This is a genomic window from Klenkia terrae, assembly GCF_037083865.1.
GTDB classification, from domain to species: domain Bacteria; phylum Actinomycetota; class Actinomycetes; order Mycobacteriales; family Geodermatophilaceae; genus Klenkia; species Klenkia terrae.
Genome location: NZ_JBAPLV010000008.1, coordinates 1 through 21,471, shown reverse-complemented (window position 1 = coordinate 21,471; position 21,471 = coordinate 1). Strand labels below are relative to the sequence as shown.

Here is a 21,471-nt window from a genome sequence, read left to right as displayed (position 1 = left end):
TCCTCCTAGGGGTGCAGGCCGGCGAGCAGCTCGGCCGAGGTGGTGGTGAAGCCGAAGCACTGCCGCACGTTGTAGAGCGTCGCGGCGGTGCAGAAGTCGGGTGAGGTCGTGCCGCAGAGGTCCTCCACCAGGACGACGTCGTAACCGAGGTTCGCGGCGTCGGTGAGCGTGGCCAGCACGCACTGGTCGGTGTTCACCCCGGCGAACAGGAGGGTGTCCACCCGCAGGTTGCGCAGCACCGAGTCCAGCGGGGTGTCCGGGAAGCCGCTCATCCGGTACTTGGCGACCTGCAGGTCGGCCGGCTCGGGCACGAGCTCGTCGACCAGCCCCGCCGACCACGAGCCCAGCTCGAGGACGTGCGAGCCACCGGGCAGCGGGTCGCCGATGCCGGTGGAGGCGCCGTCGGGGTCGTAGACGTGCCGCACGCCCGGCGGCAGGTTCGCCCGGTCGGGCCGGTTGCCCCAGGTCACCCAGACCACGGGGACCCCGGCCGCCCGCAGCGCCGGCAGCGTCGCGGCCAGCGCACCGATCGGCCCGGCCGCCCCGGAGACGTCGACGCCGATCGAGGCCAGCCAGCCGTCGGGGTGGCAGAAGTCGTTCTGCAGGTCGACCGCCACGACGGCGGTCCGGGACAGGTCCAGGGTCAGCTGCTGCGGCAGCGCGGCCACCTCGACCGGGCGCGGCTCGAGCACCGGGCGGCGCAGGTCGACGGCGTCCCGGGACAACCCCCAGGCGTTGCGGGTCAGTGGGTCACCATCCCGCCGGCCACGTTGAGCGCGTCGCCGGTCAGGTAGTCGGAGTCCGACGACGCCAGGAACAGCGCGACCCGGGCGACGTCCTCCGGTTCGCCGAGCCGACCCAGCGGTGACTTGGTGGCCCACCGGGCGACGTCGGCCGCCGTCCGGGTGCCGGCGCCCATCTCGGTGAGCACGTACCCCGGGCACAGGCAGGTCGCGGTGATGCCCAGGGGACCCAGCTCCTCGGCGGTGGCCCGGGTCAGGCCGATGACGGCGGCCTTGGACGCGGCGTAGTGCGCCTGCCCGGCGCCGCCGGCCTTGCCGCCCATCGAGGCGGTGTTGACCACCTTGCCGACCACCTCGCCCGGGAAGGACGGTGCCCGCTGGGCGACCATCGCGGTGACCGCGACCTGGGTGGTCACCAGCATCGCGCGGACGTTGACGGCGAAGACCTCGTCCCACTCGTGCGGCTCCAGGTCCAGCAGCGAGGCGAAGCGCAGGATGCCGGCGTTGTTGACCAGCACGTCGATCCCGCCGAGGGCGTCGATCGCCGTCGTGGTGGCCTGCCGGGTCGCCGCCACGTCGGCCAGGTCGACCTCGACGGCGTGCCCGCCGACCTCGGCGGCGAGCTTGCCGGCCTCCTCGGCCAGCCGGTCCAGCACCGCGACGACCGCACCCTCGGCGGCGAAGGTGCGCACCATCGCCGCGCCGATCCCGCGGGCCCCGCCGGTGACGACGACCCGCTTGCCGGCGAGCCTCACGCGCGGGGACCGGGGTCGAAGGACGCGACCTCCGCGAACGCCTCGCCGAGGTAGGCCAGCATCGCCTCGGCCTTCTCCTTCCCGTGCTCGGCGGTAGCGGTGCTCGCGTCACCGATCACGCCGTCCGGGCCGAAGTCGTCCGACGTCCAGCCGAAGCTCACCGAGCCGCCGAATCGCACGTGCCGGTACTCGGTGAGCTGCTCGGGCACCCAGCGCTGCGCCTTGTCCATGTCCACCAGCTCGGGGCGCAGGTGCAGCATCAGCGAGGTCTCCTCGTGGCCGCCGTGGATGCCCAGGCCGAGCTCGCTCTTCGGGCTCTTGCCGCCGTGGTCGGCGGGCAGCGACGGGTGCAGGGTGAAGGTGCGCAGGCCGTGGGCGATCCGCAGGTCCCGGGCGGCGACCTGGAGCAGCGCGGAGTTGCCGCCGTGCCCGTTGAGGAAGGCCAGCCGGCGGGCCGGGGTCTTGGTCATCGAGGCGCCCAGGTCGTGCAGCACGCTGAGCAGCGTCTGCGCCGACAGCCAGAAGGTGCCGCAGCTCCAGTGGTGCTCGTTGCTCTTGGTGTAGGCCAGCGGCGGCAGCAGCCAGAGGTCCAGCTCCTCGCCGAACTCGGCGACCGCCAGCTCGGCCATGCTCTTCGCGGTGATCAGGTCGGTGGCGACCGGCAGGTGCGGACCGTGCTGCTCGATCGCGCCGGTCGGCAGCACCAGCACCGAGTCCGGGCCGAGGGCGTCGGCGATGGCGGGGGCGGAGAGCTCGGTGAGCAGTCGGGCGGTCACGAGCCGGGACGCTAGGGGCGGCTCGTTGCGCGCCGGTGACGGCCGCGTTCCAGCCGTCACCTGGCCGGAACACACAGCTGCGAGGGTCGTCGCATGCTGACCGTGCGGGGTGCCGTGGCCGTGCTGGGCCGGGCCGGGACCGGGGACATCACCTGCGCGGACGACGGCAGGTTAGGGACGGCGTCCGGCGGCGAGGTGCTCGACGCGTCGGGCTGCGTGGTCACCCCGGGTCTGGTCAACGCCCACCACCACCTGCTGCAGACGGCGTTCCGGACGCTGCCGGGCACCCGGGGCGTGCCGATGGCGCAGTGGCTGCCGACGATGGCCGCCGCCTACGGAGCGGTCGGGGTAGACGCCGAGCTGGCGCACGCCGCGGCGTCGGCCGGGCTGGCCGAGGCGCTGCTGTGCGGCGTGACCACCGTCGCCGACCACCACCTGACCTGGCCGACGCTGACCGACGGCGGGGTGGGCATCGCCTCGGCCACGGCGACCGCCGCCCGCGAGCTCGGTGCCCGGGTGGTGTTCGTCCGCGGCAGCGCCCGGGACGACGCGGCCACCGCGGCCGCCTCCGCCGACGCGATCGCCGCGGCCCTGGTGCCGCACGGCGGGGTGACCGACGACGGCGTGCTGCAGGTCGCCGTCGGCCCGGCCGGCGTGCACTCGGACTCCCCCGAGACGTTCGCGCTGATGGCCGAGGTCGCCGCCGCCCGTGGCCTGCGCCGGCGCACCCAGGCCAACGAGCAGGTCGACGTGGCGATCGCGGTGGAGCGGTACGGCCGCCGTCCGCTGGAGCTGCTGGACGAGTGGGGCTGGCTGGCCCCCGACGTCACGCTGGCCCACCTGTGCGAGCTGACCCCGGCCGAGGTCGCCCTGGTCACCGGGTCCGGGGTGACCGCCACCCATGCCCCGGGCTGCGACCTGCCGATGGGGTGGGGCATCGCGCCGATGGCCGAGCTGGCCGACGCCGGGGTGGTGGTCGGGCTGGGCACCAGCGGCGGCGGGTCCAACGACGCCGGGCACCTGCTGGCCGACGCCCGGCTGGCGATGCAGGTCGCCCCGCTGGTGGGCCGACCGGTGACCGCGCGGGAGGTGCTCGGCTGGGCGACCACCGGGTCCGCCGACGGGCTGGGCCGGCCGGACCTGGGTCGCCTGGACGTCGGCGCGCGGGCGGACCTGGTGTGCTGGGACGTCACCGGGGTCGCCGACGCCGGCGTCGCCGACCCGGTCGCCGGCCTGCTGTGGGCGTCGCCCGGACGGCGCCCGAAGCACGTGGTGGCCGGTGGCCGGGTGGTGGTCCGGGACGGCCGGCTGGTCACCCGCGAGGAGTCCGGCGTCGTCCGCGCGCTGACCACGCTGCTGGCCGCCCGCCGCCGCTGACCCCCGGCACGGGAACCCATGCACCCACCCCCGGGGCCCACAACCGGGTGCATGGGCTCCCATGCCGGGGTGGTGGACGCGTCAGGCCACCGGCTCGGGCTCGGCGTAGGTGTTGACCAGCACGACCTCCCGCATGAACTGCTGCTGCCAGTCGTAGGCGCTGATCGGGGCGAACCGCGGACCCTCCGCGCCCACCGTGGTCGGCACCGGCGACACGACCTGGTCCACGTTCGGCAGGAAGAACATGGCGATCGACTGCCGCTCCGCCGAGGTGTCCGGCCCGGCGACGACCCGGTGCACGGTGGCGGGGAACCGGCCGTTGGTCCACCGGGACATCAGGTGGCCGATGTTGATGACGAACGCGTCCTCGCGCAGCGGCACGGTGACCCACCCGCCGCCGGCCTCCCGCACCTGCAGGCCCTCGTAGGTGCCGCGCTGGTGCAGCACGGTCAGCCCGCCGGAGTCGGCGTGCGGGTTGAGGATCACGTCCTCGAAGTAGTCCTCGTCCACCGGCTGGGGCGGGTACAGGTTGACGCTGAACAGCGTGACGTCCTTGCTGAAGGGCTCCTCGAAGAAGTCCCGCGGCAGGTCCAGGGCCAGTGCGAACAGGCCCATGAGCTCGCGGGCCACCGTGCGGGCGGCGTCCCCGTAGGCCTTCCAGGTGGTCCGGAAGCCCGACAGCTGCTCGGGCCACACGTTGGGCACGAAGTAGTCGGGGTGACCGCCCACGGCGTCGTCGGCCTCGGCCGCGGCCAGGTCGTCGTAGGTGATGAACTGGAGTGCCCGGTTGAGCACCCGGCCGCGGTCGTCGACCTCCTCGAACAGCCCGCGGGAGCCGGCCCGGGGGCGGACCAGCGCGCGGCGCTCGGCGTCGGGCAGCGCGGCTATCTGGTCCATCGCGGCGTAGGCGGCGTCGACCAGGGCGGGGTCCAGGCCATGCCCGACGACCTGGAGGAAGCCGACCTCGGTGAGCGCGTGCCGGAGCTGCGCGACGACGGCGGTGGGGTCGCCCCCGGACAGGGCGGGGGCGACGTCGACGACGGGGATCTGCATGGTGGTGCCTTCCTCGGACCCGACGACAGGGTGGCCGACGGGGAGGTCCACCAGCGTGGCCCGCGGTCGTTTCCGGCGGGTGCGCCGGGCGTAACACCTCCGTCACGCCCAGCACGGACAGTCCGGGCATGACGCGCGTGGTGGTGGTCGGGGGCGGGCACAACGGACTGGTCTGCGCGGCCTACCTGGCCCGGGCCGGCCTCGACGTGACCGTGCTGGAGGCCGGGTCGGCGACCGGCGGCTGCGCGGCCACCGTCGACGCGCTGGACGGCGCCCGGGTCAACATCTGCAACTGCGACCACACGATGGTGCGGACGACGGCCATCGCCGACGAGCTGGACCTGGCCGCGCACGGGCTGCGCTACCTCGACGTCGACCCGCAGGCCCTGCACGTCGGCTGGGACGACGCGGCCGGCCCGGCGTTCGTCCAGTTCCGCGATGTCGAGCGCACCCTGGCCGCCCTCGCGGTCACCCACCCGACCCAGGTCGACGGCTACCGGCGCTACCTGGCCGACGCCACCCCGGTCGCCCGGCTGCTCGTCGAGCTGACCGCCACGCCGCCGACGCCCGGCCGGGTGCTGCGGAAGCTCGCCGACCGGAAGGCGCTGGCGCTCCCCCGCCTGCTGGACTGGTCCCGCCGCAGCGTCGCCGACGTCCTGGGCCGCTACCTCACCGACCCGTTCCTGGTCGCCGGGGCGTTCACCACCGGGCCGGCCGTGTGGGGCGTGGCGCCGTCCACCCCGGGCACCGGCCTCGGCGCGACCGGCATCGCGATGCGGCACCTGGTCGGCATCGGTCGCCCGGTCGGCGGGTCCGGCGCGCTCCCCGCGGCGCTGCAGGCCGCGCTGGAGGCGGCGGGCGGCCGGGTGCGCACCGGCGCCCGGGTCGCCCGGGTGCTGGTGGACGGCCGCGGATCCGCGGGGTCCTGCTGTCCGACGGCGAGGAGGTGCCCGCCGACGTCGTGGTCAGCTCGGTCGACCCGCGGACCACGGTCGTGGACTGGCTCGGGCCGCACCCACCCGCCGGCGCCGGGTCGATGGTCGCCCGGTGGACCGCGCATCGGCAGCCCGACGGGTACGAGTCCAAGCTCGACGCCGTCGTCGGCACCCTGCCGGTGCTGCCGCAGGTGCAGCGGCTGCAGGAGCGGGTCGGGCCGTTCGACCCGCACGTGCCCACGACGACGATCGCGCCGTCCCTGGCCGCGGTCGAGGCCGCGCACGCCGCGCTGCCGACCGGCGTGGTCGCACCGCGGCCGATGGCGCTGGTGAACACTCCGTCGGTGCTGGACCCGACGATGCGGGTCGGCGCGGACCACCTGCTGTCGCTGGAGGTGCTCTGGACGCCGTACGCCGTGCCGGGTGGCTGGGCGGGCTCGGCCGAGCCGCAGCGCTGGCTGGACCTGCTGGCCGCCCAGGTCGGGCCCGGGTTCGCCGGCGGGGTCCGGCGCTGGCGGGTGGTGACCCCGGAGGACTACGAGCGCGACCTGGGCATGCCGCGGGGGTGGGCGCCGTCCTTCTCCGGCGGACCGCTGGCCGCCCTGGTCGGCCGGGACCGGGAGCTGACCCGGTACGCGACGCCGGTGCGCGGGCTGTTCCTCACCGGCGCCGGCACGTTCCCCGGTGCCGGGGTCTGGGGTGCGTCGGGCCGCAACGCGGCAGCCGTCGTCCTCGCGGACGCGCAACGGGCCTGAAACGACCCCGCAACCCGCGGGCGGCACGGTGGCCCCGGGGCCGCGCGATCGGCGCGAGCGGCCCGCAGCCACGAGCAGGACGACCATGACCGCCTTGCAGGAACCCCGCACCACCCGGCACGTCGGCCCCGACCACCTGGTGCTGTCCGAGCACCCCGTCTTCCGGCGGTTCTGGTACGCGGTGTGCGCCGTGGACGACGTCACCACCGAGCCCGAACCCGGTCGACGGGGCGCCGCCCCACTGCACCGCAAGGTGCTCGGCACCGACCTCGTGGTGTGGCGCCCCGACCCGGCCGGGCCGGTCAGCGTGGCGCACGACCGCTGCGCGCACCGGGACGCCCCGCTGTCGATGGGCTGGGTGGCCGACTGCCGCCTGGTCTGCGCCTACCACGGCTGGGAGTGGGACGCCGACGGCACGACCCGGCGGATCCCGCAGTTCCCCGACTCCCCGCACCCCACCAAGTCCGGGCTCACGATGGTCGCCAGCACCGAGCGCTACGGCCTGGTCTGGGTCTGCCTGGCCGGACCCGACGAGGGCGGCCCGATCACCGACGTCCCCGCGGTGCCCGAGTGGGACGACCCGGCCTGGCGGCGGGTGCCCGAGGGGTCCTGGGACTTCGACTGCACCGCCATGCACCTGGTGGAGAACAACATCGACCCCGGGCACGTGGCGTTCGTGCACATGAACTCCTTCGGCAACCCGGACAACCCCGAGCTCACCGACCAGAACGTGGCGCGCACCCCGTACGGGCTGATCACCTGGACCGACGTCCCGGTCGAGGGCCGGCCGGGCGAGACCGGCGCGACGGTGCGGCACACCTGGAGCCAGGTGCACCTGCCCTTCTCCATGCACCTGCTGATCCGGTACCCCGACGGGCTCGGGCACGTGATGCTCAAGGCCATCACCCCGGTCGACGACCGCAGCTGCGTGATCCACCAGGTGGTGCTGCGCACCGACACCGAGGCCGACCGCCCGGCCGCCGACATCCGTGCCTTCGACCACCAGGTCGAGCTGGAGGACAAGACCCTGCTGGACCGGCTGCCCGACGGGTTCCCGCTGGCCCAGCACCTCAACGCGCACGCCAAGGCGGACAAGAACAGCCTGCTGCTGCGCCGCATGTACACCGAACTGGTCACCGGCCAGTGGACCCCGGGAGACCCCGCATGACCAGCCCGACCACCGCCCTGCTCGTGCACGGCGCCACCCTGCTCACCGTCGACCCCGACCGGCCGGCCCCGTTCGTCGGCTGGTTCGCCGTCGGCGCCGACGGCCGGCTGACCGCCGTCGAGGAGGGGACGCCGACCGCCGATCAGCTCGCCGCCGCCGACCAGGTCCTCGACGCCACCGGCACGCTCGTCGGACCCGGGTTCGTCAGCGCCCACAGCCACCTGTTCACCTCGGGCAGCCGCGGCCTGGGCATGGACGAGACGCTGTACGGCTGGATCGAGGCGATGCTGCGCTACGTCATGCCGGCCACGCCCGAGGACATGTACTGGTCCACCCGGCACGGCGCCCAGGACTTCCTGCGCAACGGCATCACCACCGCCTACGACTTCACCGACGGCGGCCTGCAGTTCGACAAGACCATCGCCAGCTTCGGCGACCGGATCCCCTCGCTGGCCCGGCAGGAGGCCCAGCTGCGGGCCAAGCTGGACGCCGGCCTGCGCAGCCTGCACTCGGTGATGCTGGCCCAGGGCGACGTCCCGCGGGCCGACGCCCTGGCGCACGTGGAGGACACCGTCGCGGCCGCGGCGGACGCCGACCCCTCGCTGCTGCTCGGCGTGGCGGTCAGCGGTGCGGTGCAGTGGGCGCCGACCCCGGACACCGCGGCCCTGGAGGTCGAGGTGATGCGGCGGTACGGGCTGGTCAACCAGGCGCACTTCCTGGAGACCGCCGAGATGCTGGACCTGCAGCGGTCCAAGTTCGCCTGGTACGCCGAGGCCGGGGCGCTGACCCCGCAGCTGGTGTTCGGCCACTTCATCCAGACGACGCCGGAGATCATCGCCGCCGCCGCGGCCGGGGGCTGCGGGATGAGCTGGCAGCCGATGAGCAACGGCCGGCTGGCCAGCGGCGTGGCCTCGATCCCCGAGCTGCGGGCGGCCGGCATGCGGGTCGGCATGGGCCTGGACGACCAGTCGTGCACCGACGTCGCCGACCCGTGGAACAACATGCGGACCGGCATCGCGATGCTGCGCGCGCAGTACAAGGACCCGCTGGCCGCCCCGGTCGCCGACGTGCTGATGATGCACACCCGCGGCGGCGCCGAGGCCCTGGGCGTGGACGGCGACGTCGGCTCGCTGCGGGTGGGCCGGTTCGCCGACTTCTGCGTCGTCGACCCGCGCCGTCCGGACACCGGGCCGGTCTGGGACGCCGTGGGCACCTACGTGCTGGCGTGCTCGCTGAGGAACCTGCGGTCGGTGTGGGTCGGTGGCCGCATGGTCGCCGACGGCGCGGAGCTGACCGACCCGCAGGCCGACGAGGTCGTCGACCAGGTGCACGAGCGGATGGCCCGGCTGGCCGCCGAGGTCGCAGCCGGGTGAGGCCGGCGCTGCAGCCCGGGTCCGGTCCGGTCGCCGCGGCGACCTACCTGCCCTCCACCCCGGACAACGTGCTGTGGGGCCGCCTGCCGTGCGCGACCGACGAACCGGCGCTGACCGTCGAGCCCGGCACGGCGGTCACCCTCGACACGGTCAGCCACGAGGGCATCCTGGAGGACCAGGGCCGCGACCCGGCCACCTTCTTCGGCCGGCACGGGGTCACCGAGGTCCTGGACGACGCCGTCGCCCTGGCCGCCAGCGCGCACCCGCACCGGTTCGGCGTGGACGGCCCGCACGTGGTCAGCCGCCCGGTCGCGGTGCACGGCGCCCGGGTCGGCGACCTGCTCGCGATGACGGTGCTCGACACCACGCCCCGGGTGCCCTACGGCGTCATCTCCAACCGGCACGGCAAGGGGGCGTTGGCCGGGGAGCACCCGCTCGGCGGCGCTCCGGTGTTCAGCGCGTTCGCCGCGGTCTCGGACGACGGCGGGCACGGGCTGCTGCCGCTGACCCCCGGCGCACCGGCCACCGTGCGGTTCCCGCTGCGGCCGTTCCTGGGGATCATGGGCGTCGCCGTCCCCGGGTCGGTGCGACCGCACTCGGTGCCGCCGGGACGGCACGGCGGCAACCTGGACATCGCGCTGCTGACCACCGGCAGCACGCTGTACCTGCCGGTCCAGGTCGACGGCGCGCTGGCCTACGTCGGTGATCCGCACTTCGCACAGGGCGACGGCGAGGTGTCGCTGACCGCGATGGAGGCGAGCCTGCGGGCCACCGTCCGGTTCGACGTCGTGCCGCGCGAGGACGCGCTGACCCGGTTCGGCGAGCTGGTCGGTCCGCTGGCCGAGACCACCGAGCACCTGGTGCCGACCGGGCTCGACGAGGACCTCGACCTGGCGGTGGCCGCCTGCGTGCGGGCCGCCGTGGCGCTGCTGCAGGCCCGGTTCGGGATGGACCCCTCGCTGGCCTACGCCTACCTGTCGGCGGCCACCGACTTCCGGATCAGCCAGGTCGTCGACGTGGTCAAGGGCGTGCACGCCACCATCAGGAAAGCGGACTTCGGAAGCTGACCAGCCCGGCCTGCTCGGAGAGGCGGGCGACGGCGAGCGGGGTCCGGTCCTCCAGGTAGGCACCCAGCAGCTGCGCCCCGACCGGCAGCCCGCTGTCGGCACCGGGCCCCAGCGGGACGACGGTGGCCGGCAGCCGACCCAGGCTGGACAGCCGGGCCCAGTCGCAGACCGTGTCGATCGGCAGCCGGCGGCCGTCGACCTCGACCAGCTCCGGCGCGTGCCGGTCGGGCGTGTAGACGGTCGCCGTCCGGGACACCGCCGGGCACAGGACGACGTCCACCCCGCCGAACACCTCGGCCCACCGCGCGGTCGCCGCCCGCTGGGCCTCCAGGTCGCGCAGCGCCGCCCATACCGTCTGGTGGTACTGCTCGGGGGCGTCCGCGAGGTCAGCGGCGGAGAAGCCGTGCACGACCTCCGCCGCCTGCAGCCGCTGGTACAGCGCCAGGTCCTCGGCCCCGCCGACCGGCGGCACGACCAGCTCGGTGACCCGGGCACCGGCGTCGGCCAGCCGGTCGGCGAGGCCGCGGATCGTCGTCCGCACCTCGGGGTCGACCGGGCAGGCGGGGTCGTCGGTCCACACCGCGACGCGGGTGCCGGCCAGGGCCGTGACCCGGGACGGCGGCAGCCGCAGCTGCCAGCCCACGGCCTCCAGGCCCTCGGCGCCCATCAGCACCTCGGTGAACAGCTCGGTGTCCGCGGCCGACCGGGTGAACGGTCCGATCGCCGAGACCATGGGCTCGAGCAGGCCGCCGTCCGGCCAGGGCAGGTTGCCCAGCTTGGAGACCACCCCGTTGCTGGGCCGGTGCCCGAACAGGCCGCACCAGGCGGCCGGCACCCGCAGCGAACCGGCCAGGTCGCTGCCCAGGTCGGCCACCGCCAGCCCGGCGGCCACCGCCGCCGAGGCACCGCCGCTGGAGCCGCCGCTGGAGCGGGTGGTGTCCCACGGGTTGAGCGTGGCGCCGAACAGCTCGTTCTCGGTGTGCATGCTGGCCAGCCAGACCGGCACGTTGGTCTTGCCGAGGACCACGCACCCGGCGTCCCGCAGCCGGCGGACCGCCGGTGCGTCGGCGGTCGCGACCCGGCGGTCCACCGCCCGACCGTGCGAGGAGGGCAGCCCGCGGGCGTCGACGGAGTCCTTGACGGTGATCGGCAGCCCGGCCAACGGGCCCACCGGCCGGCCGGCGGCCCGGTCGGCGTCGACCTGCGCGGCCGCGGCCAGCGCGCCCTCGGCGTCCACCACGACCACGGCGTTGAGCACCGCGCCCGGGCCGGCGATCGCGTCCAGGTGGGCGCGGGTCAGCTCGACCGCCGACACCTCGCCGGCGGCCAGGGCGGCCAGCATCGCCGTCCCGTCGGCGAGGGTGTCGGGGACGGTCGCGGTCACGCCGGGCCGGCCATGGTGACGCCGAGCCGCGGCGCGACCTCCTCGGCCACGAGCGTCAGCTGCTCCTCGACGCTCTCCCGGGTGGTGCCCGGGCCGTCGACGGCGACCGAGATCGTCGTCATCCCCAGCTTCTGCCGGTACTCGTCGATGACCTCGGCGACGTCGTCGGCCGTGCCGACCGCCCAGATCCGCTGCCGCACCGACTCCTCCAGCGTGGGCGCGAAGTCCACCGGCTTCGACGTCCAGCCCTCGGGCAGGTCGTAGCTGTTGTACCGGCCGTAGGGGGCCAGCAGCTTGACGTTCTCCTCGTGGTTCGGGCGGGCCGCGGCCATCGCCTCCTCGCGGGTGCGGCCGACGCAGACGTGCAGCACGAGCATCCGCTCCTCCCCCGGCGCCAGGGTGCGGCCGGCGGCCTCGGCGTACGCGGCGTGCTCGGCCCAGCGGCGGGCCATCGTGTCCGGCGACTGCCAGGCGTAGACGCCGGTGTGCCCCTGCTCGGCGACGTAGCGCACCGTCGCCGGCGAGGTGCACGCCTGGTACACCTCCACCGGCCGCAGCACGTTGGGCACCAGGGTCAGGTCGGTGACCACGCCGCCGCGGTCGGGGATGCCGGTCGGGGGCAGCGTGAAGTGCTTGCCCGAGTGGGCGAAGCGGTCCTGCGCCCAGGCCAGCCGGATGACCTCCATCGCCTCGGCGAACACCTCGCGGTTGCGCTGCTCGGCGCCGGTGTCCATGCCGTTGTCGTTGCTCTCGATGGTCGCGCCCAGGGTCTGCATCTCCCGGGGCACCGTGCCGCGGCCGACGCCGAAGCGCATCCGGCCGCCGGTGAGCAGGTCGGCGGTGGCGAAGTCCTCGGCCAGCCGCAGCGGGTTCCACTGCGGGACGATGTTGAACATCTGGCCGTAGCGCATCCGGCGGGTCCGGGCGGCGCACCACAGGCCCAGCAGGATCTGGTTGCCGACGACCTCGTAGCCCTCGTGCTGGAAATGGTGCTCGGTCCACCACATCGTGTCGTACCCGAGCCGGTCCCCCGCCTCGGCGAGGGCCACGAAGTCCTCGTACGCCGCCGCGACGTCCGCGCGCCCGTACCGGCGTGCGGTCGCCGGCGGCCCGGCGAGACCGGCGTCGGGCATGGCCACCGCGCCGAGGAGGTTCGTGTCGATCCGCATGCCGGCCATCGTCCGGCCGCCGCGTTTCGCCCCCTTTTCCGCCGGGTTGCCGGTCCGCTGCAGCAGTGGGACGCGCCCGGACGCGGCAGCGCCCGCCGCCCCGTCGGTGGACGGGAGGGCGGGCGCTGCGGTGACCCGGGGGTCAGCTGGCGGGGACGCCGATCGAGTCGTCGATGAACTGGTTGGTCACCAGGTCGTCGGCGGTCAGCCCGTCCAGCGGGGGCGTGCCCTGCTCGGTGAAGATCGGCGTCGTCTGCTCGATGAGCGTGTCGACCCGGTCGGTGTCGAAGTTGCCGTGGGTGTCGTCGGGACCGTTGCCGACCAGGCCCAGGTCCTTCTGGGTCTCGACGGAGTAGTCGGCCACGCCCTGGGAGTAGACCCAGCCCGTGTCGTACTGCTCCACTAGGTCCAGGATGATCGAGGTCGCGCGGTCGGGGTCGGCCAGGTAGTCGACGTCGGCCTGCTGCATGATCGGCACCAGGGCGGTCAGGCAGTCCGACATCCCGTCCAGGTCCTCGGAGCGCACCGAGATCGAGGACTGGTAGGGCTGGAAGCCGGCGTCGTAGACGAGCTGGAAGTCCACGTCCTTGCCCCAGGCGTCGACCTCGTTCTTGTAGATGTAGGGCTCGGCCGAGGCGAAGCCCTGCTGGGCGACCTCGCCGGCGGCGGCGACGAAGCCCGAGGGCGTGCCGTCGTAGGAGCCGTCGACCTGGTCGGCCGAGAGCACGCCGGCCCCGGTCAGGTAGGCCATGTACGCCGAGCCCTCGAAGTACCGGACGGTGGTCCCGGCGTCGCCGAGGTCGGCGATGGACTGCACGTCGGGGTAGGTCGAGGGGTCCCACATGATCATCGTGGGCGAGATCTCCAGCGGTGCCAGCACCGCGGTGGTGGGCTGGGTGTCCGAGAGCTGGATGGCCTCGTCGGTGGCGATGTAGCCCAGGTCGATGTCGGTGTCGGCGTACATCTGCGAGGTCACCGTCTGGAACCCGATGGCCGGGCCGCCGGCCCGGATCTCCAGCGTGACGCCGGTGCTCTCGCCCGCGCTGTCGATCAGCGTGCCGCTCACCGACTTGCTGCCGGCGTCGACGACGTAGTCGTCGCCGAGGGACTCGTAGAGCCCGCCGTGCTCGGCCTCGGGGTTCCAGTCGGTCTGCACGACGATGTTGCTCGGGCAGCCCGCGGCGGCCAGGTCGTTGCTGCCGACCTCGCCGGAGGGACCGGCCGCGGCCGCGTCGCCGTCGTCGCTGCCGCAGGCGGCGAGGGACAGGGCGAGCAGGGCCGTGGCCGCGAGGGCCGTGGTGCTCCGGGTGATGCGCACACGTGCTCCTAGGGAGGGGTGGGGCCGGCACCTCAGGCTCGGGGTGCCGGTGGCCCGGGGCCGGCGGTGAGGCCGGCTCCGGGGTGGTGCGGTTCGGGGGGGGTGGTGCGGGAGCTCAGCTCGCGTCGCGGGACTGGTCGTACCAGCTGCCGACGGCGAGCTTGGCCAGCCAGCCGAAGAGGAAGAAGACCGCGAAGCCCAGGGCGGCGGTGACCACGATGGTGAAGAACAGCGGGGCGCCCTGGAGCCGGGAGCTGAAGTTCGACAGCAGGATCCCCAGGCCCGGTTCGCCCTGCTTGAAGAACAGGTCGCCGACGATCGCGCCGACGACCGAGAGCCCGGCGGAGATCCGGAAGCCGGCGAAGATGGCCGGCATGGCGGCGGGCAGCTGCAGCTTGACCAGGCGGGTGATGCGGCCGGCCTTGTGCAGGGTGAACAGCTCGTGGTGCCCGCGGTCGACGGACTGGATGCCGAACAGCGTGTTCGAGACGATCGGGAACAGCGCGATCATCACGCAGACGATCACCCGCGAGGTGAACCCGAAGTCGAACCAGAAGCCGATCAGCGGGACCAGGGCCAGGATCGGGATGCACTGCAGCGCCACGGCGTAGGGGTAGAGGGAGGCCTCCACCGCCTTGCTCTGGCTCATCGCGATCGCCCAGAGCATGCCGATCACGATGGCGATGGCCAGCCCGGTGAAGGTGACCACGATCGAGCGGCCCAGGGCCGGCCAGACCTTGTCGGTGATGACCGGGTCGAGCAGCGCCTCGGTGATCAGCGTGTGCGGTGCCGGCATCAGGAAGCGCCGGCCCGGGTCCAGGATCAGGTAGGTGATGGCGTACCAGACGCCGATCAGCGCGGCGAAGACCGCGACCGGCAGCAGGTAGCCGGTCAGCTTCTTGCCCCGGCGGCGGCGGACCAGCGGAGCGGGCGTCGCGCCGGCGGCCACGGGCGCCTCGGTCGGGCTCTCCAGGGTCGTGCTCACGAGGGCCTCCTCGGTCGGCGGGTTCTGGACGGCGGTCACGAGTGGCCCTCCCGCAGCGCGTGGGAGACCTCGCCGGCGAGCTTGGCGAACTCCGGGGTGAACCGGAGCTCCGGCGTCCGGTCGGGGCCGAAGGGCACCTCGAAGGAGTCCACGATGTGGCCGGGCCGGCCGGACATGACCAGCACCCGGGTCGACATGTAGACCGCCTCGGAGACCGAGTGCGTGATGAACAGCGCGCCGAAGCCCTTGGTCACGAAGAGCCGGAGGAGCTCGTCGTTGAGGCGCTCGCGGGTGATCTCGTCCAGCGCCCCGAACGGCTCGTCGAAGAGGAAGAGGTCGGGGTCCAGGGTGAGCGAGCGGGCCAGCGAGGCGCGCATCTTCATGCCGCCCGACAGCGCCCGGGGCAGCTTCTTCTCGTGCCCCCGCAGGCCGACCAGCTCGATGGCGTCCAGCGCCGCCTGGTTGGTCGCCGTCTTGCTCATGCCGTGCAGTTCGGCGAGCAGCTCCACGTTCTTCTTCACGCTGCGCCAGGGCAGCAGCGTGGCGTCCTGGAACACGTAGCCGATCCGCTTCGCGTCGATCCGCGCGGTGCCGGCGGACGCGGCGTCCAGGCCGGAGGCGATCCGCAGCAGCGTGCTCTTGCCGCAGCCCGAGGGGCCGACGACGGTGACGAACTCGCCGCGCTGGATGGTCAGGTCCACGCCCTCGAGGGCGACCGTGCCGTCCGGGAACTGCCGGGCGACGTCGGTGAAGTCCAGGACGGTGGTGCCGGTGGCGGCGGGCGGGGCGGTGGGCGCGGGAGCGCTCACGGGCACCTCCGGTGCGGTCGGGGTCGGTGCGCCCGGCGGTACCGGGCGATGACGCCACCATGGGCTGGGTCTGTTTCCGTTGCGTGTGCCGTCGGTGAACGGAGTCGACCGAGTGGTCACGACTGGGACACAGCCCTCCCCGGCAGCACCCGGCGCACCGACGAGCTGGCCACCACCCGCCCGCGGGACACCACGACGCGGGCCGTCCCCGCCCCGGCCACGGCGGCGTCCAGGCTCTCCGCCTCGACGGCGAGGAAGTCCGCGGCCGCCCCGACGACGGCCGCGGGCACCGGCAGGCCCATGCAGCGTCGGGCCCCGGCGCTCACCGCGTGCCAGGCCTCCCGGGTCGACAGGTGGCCCGACGTCACCAGCAGCGACGCCGCCTCGCAGGCGTCGGCCCGGCCCATCGGGTTGAACGGGTCGCGCAGGTTGTCCCCGCCGGCGGCGAGGGTCGCCCCGGCGTCCAGCAGCGCCCGGACGGCGGTCAGCCCGCGCGGGGTGGCCACCGTGGACCCCCGGCCCTGCAGGTACAGGTTGGTCTGCGGCAGCGCGACGACGCCGACGCCGGCCGCGGCGACCTCGGTGGCGGTGGCCCGGGCGACCTCCAGCGGGTGCACCCCCAGGGAGACGCAGTGGCTGGCGGTGGCGCCGTGCGCGAACCCGGTCGCCCGCACGCGCTGGGCCAGGTGCAGCAGGCCCTGGGCGGTCGGGTCCAGCGTCTCGTCGGTGTGCAGGTCCAGCGGCAGGCCGCGGCGGGCGGCGACCCCGAAGGACAGCTCCAGCCCGGCCGACCGGTCGGCCCACATGTGCGGCGCCCCGCCGACCAGGTCGACGCCGAGGTCGACGGCCTCCTCCAGCAGCCGGGCGTTCTCCTCGGCCTCCCCGGGCCCCCACGGCGCGCTGGCCAGGGCGACCACCTGGATGTCCACCAGCCCGGCCAGCGCGTCGCGCACCTCCAGCAGGGCCCGGACGTGCCGGGTGCCCGAGTGCGCGCCGACGTCGGCGTGGGTGCGGATCGCCGTCGTCCCGTTGGCCAGGTACTCGTGCGCGGCGCGGGTGGCCCGGTCGACCAGGTCCTCGTGGGTGAAGGCCGCGGCGATCGCCCGGATGGCCTCGATCGCCCCGGCCAGGTCCCCGGTCCGGTTGGGGGCGCGGTGGCTGGTGAGCGCCTTGTCCAGGTGCGCGTGCGGCTCGGCCGGCGCCGGCAGCAGGTGGTGCCCGGTCAGGTCGTGCACCTCGTCGTCCGGGCGGACGGCGAGGGTGCCGGCGGGTGCCACGTCGGTGACGACGGCGTCGGCGCGGACGTCGACCAGGTCGCCGTCCAGGGTGGTGACGGACTGCAGGAACAGGCTCACGACAGTGCTCTCCCGATCTCGGCCAGGGCGGTGGCGGTGGTCAGCTCGGTGCCGGGCGAGGGGACGCCGGACAGGTCGACGCCGCGCACCCCCGGCACCGACAGGTAGGCCTGCGCCAGCGCGACCGCGGCGGCGATGCCGGCCCGGCGCGGGTCGCGGGCGGACTCGATGCCGGCGAGGTAGCCCTCGGGCAGGCGCAGCCCGGTGAACCGGCGCAGCTGCGCGGCCGAGCCCGGGTCGGTGGCGACCGCCACGCAGGCGACGAACGGGACGTCGGCCCCGGCGTCGGTGGCCTGCTCGACGAAGGCGCGCAGTGCCTGCACCGAGCCGGCGTGGTTGACGAAGCAGACGTCGGCCCCGGCCCGGACCTTCTCCACCAGCCGGTGCGGACGGCGCTCCGCGGGCGGTCCGTGCGGGGTCTCCCCCACCGACACCAGCAGCCCGGCGGCCCGGGCGGCCGCGGCGAGCTGGGTGGAGTCCAGGTCGAAGACGGGCTGGGCGTCGGGTCGGTCACCGGTGGCGGTGTGGTCCCCGGTCACGCAGTGCACCGCGCCCACGTCGAGGTCGGCCAGGCCGGCGAGCTCGCCCTCCAGCGCGACCCGGTTGCGGTCCCGGCAGTTGAGCCCCTGCCACACCGGCAGCCCGCGGGCCTGCACCAGCGAGGCCCGGTAGGTCGGGGAGAACTGCACGCGGGCACCGCCGTGGTCCCCGAGCAGGACGGCGTCCACCGTGCCGACGACGGTGTCCGCGGCCCGCTGCAGCGAGCCGCGGTCCAGCGCGACCGCGGGCAGGTCGGCGACCACGACCGGTCGCTGGCGCATGAGGGCCAGCAGCCGGGGCTCGGGCGTCGTCCGCACCGCGGTCGGCCCGGCCCAGGCGACGGTGGGCAGCGGCAGGAACGCGCACGGCACCGGCGCCACCTCGCAGCTGCCGTCCTCGCCCACCCCGCCGCACGGCCCGTGGGTCATCGACTTCGGGCACTGCAGGTCGGGACGCGGCGGGGCCGTCACAGGTCGAGCACCAGCCGGGGGCCGGCCGCGCGGGAGACGCAGACCATCATCGCGGTGTCCTCGGCCTGCTCGCCGGGGCTGAGCACGGAGTCGCGGTGCTCCACCGCGCCCTCCAGCACCGGGGTCTCGCAGGTGCCGCAGGTGCCCACCCGGCACGAGGAGAGGACGTCGACCCCGGCGGCGGCCACGGCGTCCAGCACCGAGACGCCGGGCTCGACGGTGACCGTCGTCCCGGTCAGCGCCAGCTCGACCTCGAAGGGGTCCGGCCACACCGGCGCCCCGAACTCCTTGGCCTCGAACCGCTCGACGTGCAGCGCCCCGGCCGGCCAGGACGACGCCGCGGTCTCCAGCGCGTCGAGCAGGCGGGTGGGGCCGCAGGCGTAGAGCGCGGTCCCGTCCGGCAGGCCCACCCCGGCGACGTCCAGCCGGCCGCCCTCGTCGGCGACGTGCAGCCGCACCCGGTCGGGGTGGGCGGCGGCCAGGTCGCCGGCGAAGGCCATCGTCGTCCGCGAGCGCCCGGCGTAGTCCAGCACCCAGTCGGCCCCGGCGGCGTCCGCGGCACCCACCATCGCGCGCAGCGGCGTGATGCCGATCCCGCCGGCGACGAAGTGGTACCGGGTGCCCGGGGTGACCTCGAAGACGAAGTGGTTGCGCGGCCCGCGGACCCGCAGCCGCTGGCCCACCTCGACCTCGTCGTGCAGCGCCACCGAGCCGCCACCGGCGTCCTCGCGGAGCACGGCGATCCGCCAGGTGGACCGGTCGGCCGGGTCGCCGCACAGCGAGTACTGGCGCTCCAGGCCCGGCCGCACCACCACGTCCAGGTGCGACCCGGGGGTCCAGGCAGGCAGGTCACGGCCGTTGTGGGACACCAGGTCCAGCCCCAGCACGCCGTCGGCCAGCGGGGTCCGGGCGGCCACGACGAGGTCGCGCTCGACGTCGGAGAAGAAGCTCACCGGCGGATTCTGCACACACCCCCGACGGCGGTGGACCGTTGACGCAGAAGGGTCACACGGACGTAACCGGGGTGGGTTCCCATCGGCAGCGTGACCGTCACTGCGCCTGCGTCCCCGACCGCCGTCGCCGCCCTGGAGTCCGAGCTGACCGCGCTGCTCGGCGAGCGCAACGTCAGCAGCGAGCTGCGCGTGCGCGAGCGCGTCTCCGTCGACGGCGCCCGGATGAGCCCGATCATCAGCGAGCTGCTCCCGCTGGGCGTCGCCGAGCTGGTGGCCTTCCCGACCAGCGCCGAGCTGGCCGGCCAGGCCGTCGCGGCCGCCGTCCGGCACGGCGTGCCGATCACCCCGCGGGGCAAGGGCACCGGCAACTACGGCCAGGGCATCCCGATGGCCGGCGGGCTGGTGCTCGACCTGTCCCGGGCCCGCGCGGTCGTCGAGGTCACCGACGGGCTGCTCACCGCCGAGGCGGGGACGCCGATGGTGACCTGCGAGCGGGCCGCGCAGGCCACCGGCCAGCAGCTGTGGATGTACCCCTCGACCGTGCAGTCCTCGCTGGGCGGCTTCCTCGCCGGCGGGTCCGGGGGCACCGGCAGCATCGTGCACGGCACCAACGACGCCGGCTTCGTGGCCGCGCTGGACGTCGTCCTCGCCGACGGGTCCGGCGAGCTGGTGCACGTCGAGGGCGAGGAGGCCCAGCACTTCGTGCACAACTACGGCACCGCCGGGATCATCGCCCGGGCCACGGTGCGGCTGGAGCCGCTGCAGGAGTGGCGCGGGTTCTACGCGAGCTTCCCCGACTTCCGCGGTGCGCAGTCGGTGCTGCGGGCGCTAGGGGCGCTCTCGCCGACCCCGCGGCTGATCTCGGCGGACACCCCGGAGATCACCGCCGCGCTGCCCGAGGACCCCGCCTTCCCGGCCGGCCGGGCCAGCGTCCGCGGCATCCTGGAGGCCGGCACGGTGGGCGCGGCGACCGAGCTCGTCGAGGCCGCCGGCGGGCGTCTCGAGGACGTCCGCGAGGGGCCGCAGGTGCCCCTGTCGCTGAGCGTGCTGAGCTACAACCACCCGATCGAGTGGCTGCAGAAGTCCGCCCCCGGCGTGTACTTCCACCTCGAGGTCGGCGGCGAGGCGCTGATCGACCGGGTCGACGAGGTGCACGCGGTCTTCGAGGGCGGCCTGCTGCACAACGAGGTCGGCCACTCCGGCCCGATCGGGATGCTCGCCGGGGTCTACCGCAGCCCCGAGCAGGTGGCCGCCGGGATCCTGGAGCTCAACGCCCTCGGTGTCGGGGTGCACGACCCGCACCAGTGGAACGTGGACTTCCAGCTCCAGCGCACCGTGGAGACCGCCCGGCGCACCGACCCCCGCGGCCTGCTGAACCCCGGCAAGCTCAACCCCGACTACGGCGGCCCCACCAAGGGCGCGGTGCGGTGACGCCGTTCGACCTGCACGCCGACGGCGACCCGCCGGCGGACCCGCTGGACCTGGCGCGCAGCTGGCTGCCCGCCGACGCCGACCCCGACCGGCCGCAGGTGGTGCTGTCCACCGTCGGCGAGGACGGCGGCCCGGACGCCCGGACGGTGCTGCTGTCGGCGTTCGACGCGAGCGGGTTCGCCTTCCACACCTCCCGCGGCAGCCGCAAGGTGGCGCAGCTGGCCGCCGTCCCGCGGGCGAGCATGACGGTGCTCTGGCCGGGGTTCACCCGGCAGCTGGTGGTGCGCGGCGACGTGGTCGTCGAGGACGCCGACGCGCTGGCCCGCGCCTGGGCGGCCCGCTCGGACCACCTGCGCCGGCTGGCCTGGCTCAACACCGACGACCTCGCCGGCCTGGACCTCGCCGGCCGCCGCCGGGGCTGGGCCGTCGACGTGCGGGACGACGCCGCCGCGCAGCCCGCGCCCTCCTGGGTGGGCTACCGGTTGCGCCCGGCCGAGCTCACCTTCTGGGCCGGCGGCGCGGACACCGCCAGCCGCCGGGTGCGCTACACCCGGGCCGGGGACGGCTGGCAGCACCGGTACCTCGCCGGTTGACGCTGGCCGGCCGGCCGGCCCGTTTGACGCCCCGGGGGCTCGCCCGGCATGGTCGACGGCTGCCCACCGGACCGGACGACGAGAGGACGACTCCCGTGCTCACCCTGACCGAGAACGCCGCCACCGCCATCCGCACCCTGGTCGACGGGGTGCAGGCCCCCGCCGAGGCCGGCCTGCGGATCAGCGACGACCCCACCGGCCCCGCCCTGGAGCTGGCCATCACCGGTGGCCCCGAGGCCGCCGACCAGGTGGTCGAGGCCCAGGACCCCGACGGCAGGGGCGCCCGGGTCTTCCTCGACGACCAGGCCGCCGCCGTACTGGCCGACAAGACGCTGGACGCCGCCGCCGACGGCGAGGGCAACCTGCAGTTCGGGATCACCGAGCAGGCCTGACCCCGGGACGACGACGGCCCCGCACCCACCCGGCGGATTCCAGGGGTCGTCGCAACACCGCTGGTCAGTA

The 21,471-nt window shown here is 74.9% G+C and carries 21 protein-coding genes; 9 read left to right on the top strand and 12 right to left on the bottom strand.

What is annotated here, in order from left to right:
- Positions 1-5: 5 nt before the first annotated feature.
- From UXQ13_RS09035 to UXQ13_RS09025, 3 genes are read right to left on the bottom strand one after another with little or no spacing between them, the layout of a single operon-like run.
- A complete protein-coding gene (locus UXQ13_RS09035; RefSeq protein WP_225232454.1) occupies positions 6-725 on the bottom strand; it encodes a cysteine hydrolase family protein in 720 nt (239 codons plus the stop codon).
- A gap of 17 nt (positions 726-742) precedes the next feature.
- Entirely contained in the window at positions 743-1,498 is a 756-nt protein-coding gene (locus UXQ13_RS09030; protein ID WP_225232455.1) for an SDR family NAD(P)-dependent oxidoreductase, read from the bottom strand.
- Positions 1,495-2,274, bottom strand: coding sequence for a creatininase family protein (locus tag UXQ13_RS09025; RefSeq protein ID WP_225232456.1), 780 nt, complete (start codon positions 2,272-2,274; stop codon positions 1,495-1,497). Before UXQ13_RS09025 ends, UXQ13_RS09030 begins: the two co-directional genes overlap by 4 nt.
- A 93-nt stretch (positions 2,275-2,367) precedes the next feature.
- Between UXQ13_RS09025 and UXQ13_RS09020 the strand changes: the two genes are divergently transcribed.
- Positions 2,368-3,651, top strand: coding sequence for an amidohydrolase family protein (locus tag UXQ13_RS09020; RefSeq protein ID WP_225232457.1), 1,284 nt, complete (start codon positions 2,368-2,370; stop codon positions 3,649-3,651).
- Positions 3,652-3,732: 81 nt separating this feature from the next.
- Here UXQ13_RS09020 and UXQ13_RS09015 read toward each other — a convergent pair whose 3' ends face one another.
- Complete coding sequence (locus UXQ13_RS09015) at positions 3,733-4,704, bottom strand: isopenicillin N synthase family dioxygenase (RefSeq protein WP_225232458.1); 972 nt, start codon at positions 4,702-4,704, stop codon at positions 3,733-3,735.
- A gap of 128 nt (positions 4,705-4,832) precedes the next feature.
- Here UXQ13_RS09015 and UXQ13_RS09010 point away from each other — a divergent pair, with 128 nt between their 5' ends.
- The 5 genes from UXQ13_RS09010 to UXQ13_RS08990 all read left to right on the top strand — a co-directional run bounded on the left by UXQ13_RS09010 (position 4,833) and on the right by UXQ13_RS08990 (position 10,002).
- Entirely contained in the window at positions 4,833-5,972 is a 1,140-nt protein-coding gene (locus tag UXQ13_RS09010; protein WP_225232459.1) for a phytoene desaturase family protein, read from the top strand.
- Positions 5,969-6,394 (top strand): phytoene desaturase family protein, encoded by a 426-nt coding sequence (locus UXQ13_RS09005; RefSeq protein WP_336392213.1) that lies wholly within the window; start codon positions 5,969-5,971, stop codon positions 6,392-6,394. The genes UXQ13_RS09010 and UXQ13_RS09005 overlap by 4 nt, the downstream gene beginning before the upstream one ends.
- Before the next feature lie 85 nt (positions 6,395-6,479).
- Positions 6,480-7,562, top strand: a complete 1,083-nt coding sequence (locus UXQ13_RS09000; protein WP_225232461.1) for a Rieske 2Fe-2S domain-containing protein — start codon at positions 6,480-6,482, stop codon at positions 7,560-7,562.
- Complete coding sequence (locus UXQ13_RS08995; protein WP_225232462.1) at positions 7,559-8,935, top strand: amidohydrolase family protein; 1,377 nt, start codon at positions 7,559-7,561, stop codon at positions 8,933-8,935. The genes UXQ13_RS09000 and UXQ13_RS08995 overlap by 4 nt, the downstream gene beginning before the upstream one ends.
- The gene (locus UXQ13_RS08990) at positions 8,932-10,002 is read left to right on the top strand and encodes an acetamidase/formamidase family protein (protein WP_225232463.1); all 1,071 of its coding nucleotides are present in this window, start codon (positions 8,932-8,934) and stop codon (positions 10,000-10,002) included. The genes UXQ13_RS08995 and UXQ13_RS08990 overlap by 4 nt, the downstream gene beginning before the upstream one ends.
- Here the strand turns inward: UXQ13_RS08990 and UXQ13_RS08985 are convergent.
- From UXQ13_RS08985 to UXQ13_RS08950, 8 genes are all read right to left on the bottom strand, one after another.
- Positions 9,977-11,386 (bottom strand): amidase family protein, encoded by a 1,410-nt coding sequence (locus UXQ13_RS08985; RefSeq protein ID WP_336392212.1) that lies wholly within the window; start codon positions 11,384-11,386, stop codon positions 9,977-9,979. The genes UXQ13_RS08990 and UXQ13_RS08985 overlap by 26 nt on opposite strands.
- Positions 11,383-12,555, bottom strand: coding sequence for an LLM class flavin-dependent oxidoreductase (locus tag UXQ13_RS08980; protein WP_225232465.1), 1,173 nt, complete (start codon positions 12,553-12,555; stop codon positions 11,383-11,385). Before UXQ13_RS08980 ends, UXQ13_RS08985 begins: the two co-directional genes overlap by 4 nt.
- A 142-nt stretch (positions 12,556-12,697) precedes the next feature.
- Positions 12,698-13,873, bottom strand: a complete 1,176-nt coding sequence (locus tag UXQ13_RS08975) for an ABC transporter substrate-binding protein (RefSeq protein WP_225232466.1) — start codon at positions 13,871-13,873, stop codon at positions 12,698-12,700.
- Between the two features lie 115 nt (positions 13,874-13,988).
- Positions 13,989-14,858: an ABC transporter permease gene (locus tag UXQ13_RS08970; RefSeq protein WP_225232467.1), complete on the bottom strand. Its 870-nt coding sequence runs from the start codon at positions 14,856-14,858 to the stop codon at positions 13,989-13,991.
- Positions 14,859-14,893: 35 nt separating this feature from the next.
- Positions 14,894-15,667, bottom strand: a complete 774-nt coding sequence (locus tag UXQ13_RS08965) for an ABC transporter ATP-binding protein (RefSeq protein ID WP_225232468.1) — start codon at positions 15,665-15,667, stop codon at positions 14,894-14,896.
- A gap of 116 nt (positions 15,668-15,783) precedes the next feature.
- Positions 15,784-17,022 carry an amidohydrolase family protein gene (locus UXQ13_RS08960; protein ID WP_336392211.1) on the bottom strand — a complete coding sequence of 413 codons (1,239 nt, stop codon included), beginning with the start codon at positions 17,020-17,022 and terminating at the stop codon, positions 15,784-15,786.
- Positions 17,019-18,032, bottom strand: coding sequence for a methylenetetrahydrofolate reductase C-terminal domain-containing protein (locus UXQ13_RS08955; protein WP_225232470.1), 1,014 nt, complete (start codon positions 18,030-18,032; stop codon positions 17,019-17,021). Before UXQ13_RS08955 ends, UXQ13_RS08960 begins: the two co-directional genes overlap by 4 nt.
- Complete coding sequence (locus UXQ13_RS08950; protein ID WP_336392210.1) at positions 18,029-18,985, bottom strand: PDR/VanB family oxidoreductase; 957 nt, start codon at positions 18,983-18,985, stop codon at positions 18,029-18,031. The genes UXQ13_RS08955 and UXQ13_RS08950 overlap by 4 nt, the downstream gene beginning before the upstream one ends.
- A 90-nt stretch (positions 18,986-19,075) precedes the next feature.
- Between UXQ13_RS08950 and UXQ13_RS08945 the strand changes: the two genes are divergently transcribed.
- The 3 genes from UXQ13_RS08945 (at position 19,076) to UXQ13_RS08935 (ending at position 21,401) form a co-directional block, all read left to right on the top strand.
- Complete coding sequence (locus tag UXQ13_RS08945; RefSeq protein WP_225232472.1) at positions 19,076-20,416, top strand: FAD-binding oxidoreductase; 1,341 nt, start codon at positions 19,076-19,078, stop codon at positions 20,414-20,416.
- Positions 20,413-21,009, top strand: a complete 597-nt coding sequence (locus UXQ13_RS08940; protein WP_225232473.1) for a pyridoxamine 5'-phosphate oxidase family protein — start codon at positions 20,413-20,415, stop codon at positions 21,007-21,009. Before UXQ13_RS08945 ends, UXQ13_RS08940 begins: the two co-directional genes overlap by 4 nt.
- A gap of 95 nt (positions 21,010-21,104) precedes the next feature.
- Complete coding sequence (locus UXQ13_RS08935) at positions 21,105-21,401, top strand: Fe-S cluster assembly protein HesB (protein ID WP_225232474.1); 297 nt, start codon at positions 21,105-21,107, stop codon at positions 21,399-21,401.
- Positions 21,402-21,471: the final 70 nt, after the last annotated feature.

What these genes read in the sequence shown, in the direction of transcription:
- UXQ13_RS09015 (WP_225232458.1), bottom strand. Translation starts at nt 4,704, where the DNA reads ATGCAGATCCCCGTCGTCGACGTCGCCCCCGCCCTGTCCGGGGGCGAC.
- UXQ13_RS09000 (WP_225232461.1), top strand. Translation starts at nt 6,480, where the DNA reads ATGACCGCCTTGCAGGAACCCCGCACCACCCGGCACGTCGGCCCCGAC.
- UXQ13_RS08995 (WP_225232462.1), top strand. Translation starts at nt 7,559, where the DNA reads ATGACCAGCCCGACCACCGCCCTGCTCGTGCACGGCGCCACCCTGCTC.
- UXQ13_RS08980 (WP_225232465.1), bottom strand. Translation starts at nt 12,555, where the DNA reads ATGCGGATCGACACGAACCTCCTCGGCGCGGTGGCCATGCCCGACGCC.
- UXQ13_RS09020 (WP_225232457.1), top strand. Translation starts at nt 2,368, where the DNA reads ATGCTGACCGTGCGGGGTGCCGTGGCCGTGCTGGGCCGGGCCGGGACC.
- UXQ13_RS09010 (WP_225232459.1), top strand. Translation starts at nt 4,833, where the DNA reads ATGACGCGCGTGGTGGTGGTCGGGGGCGGGCACAACGGACTGGTCTGC.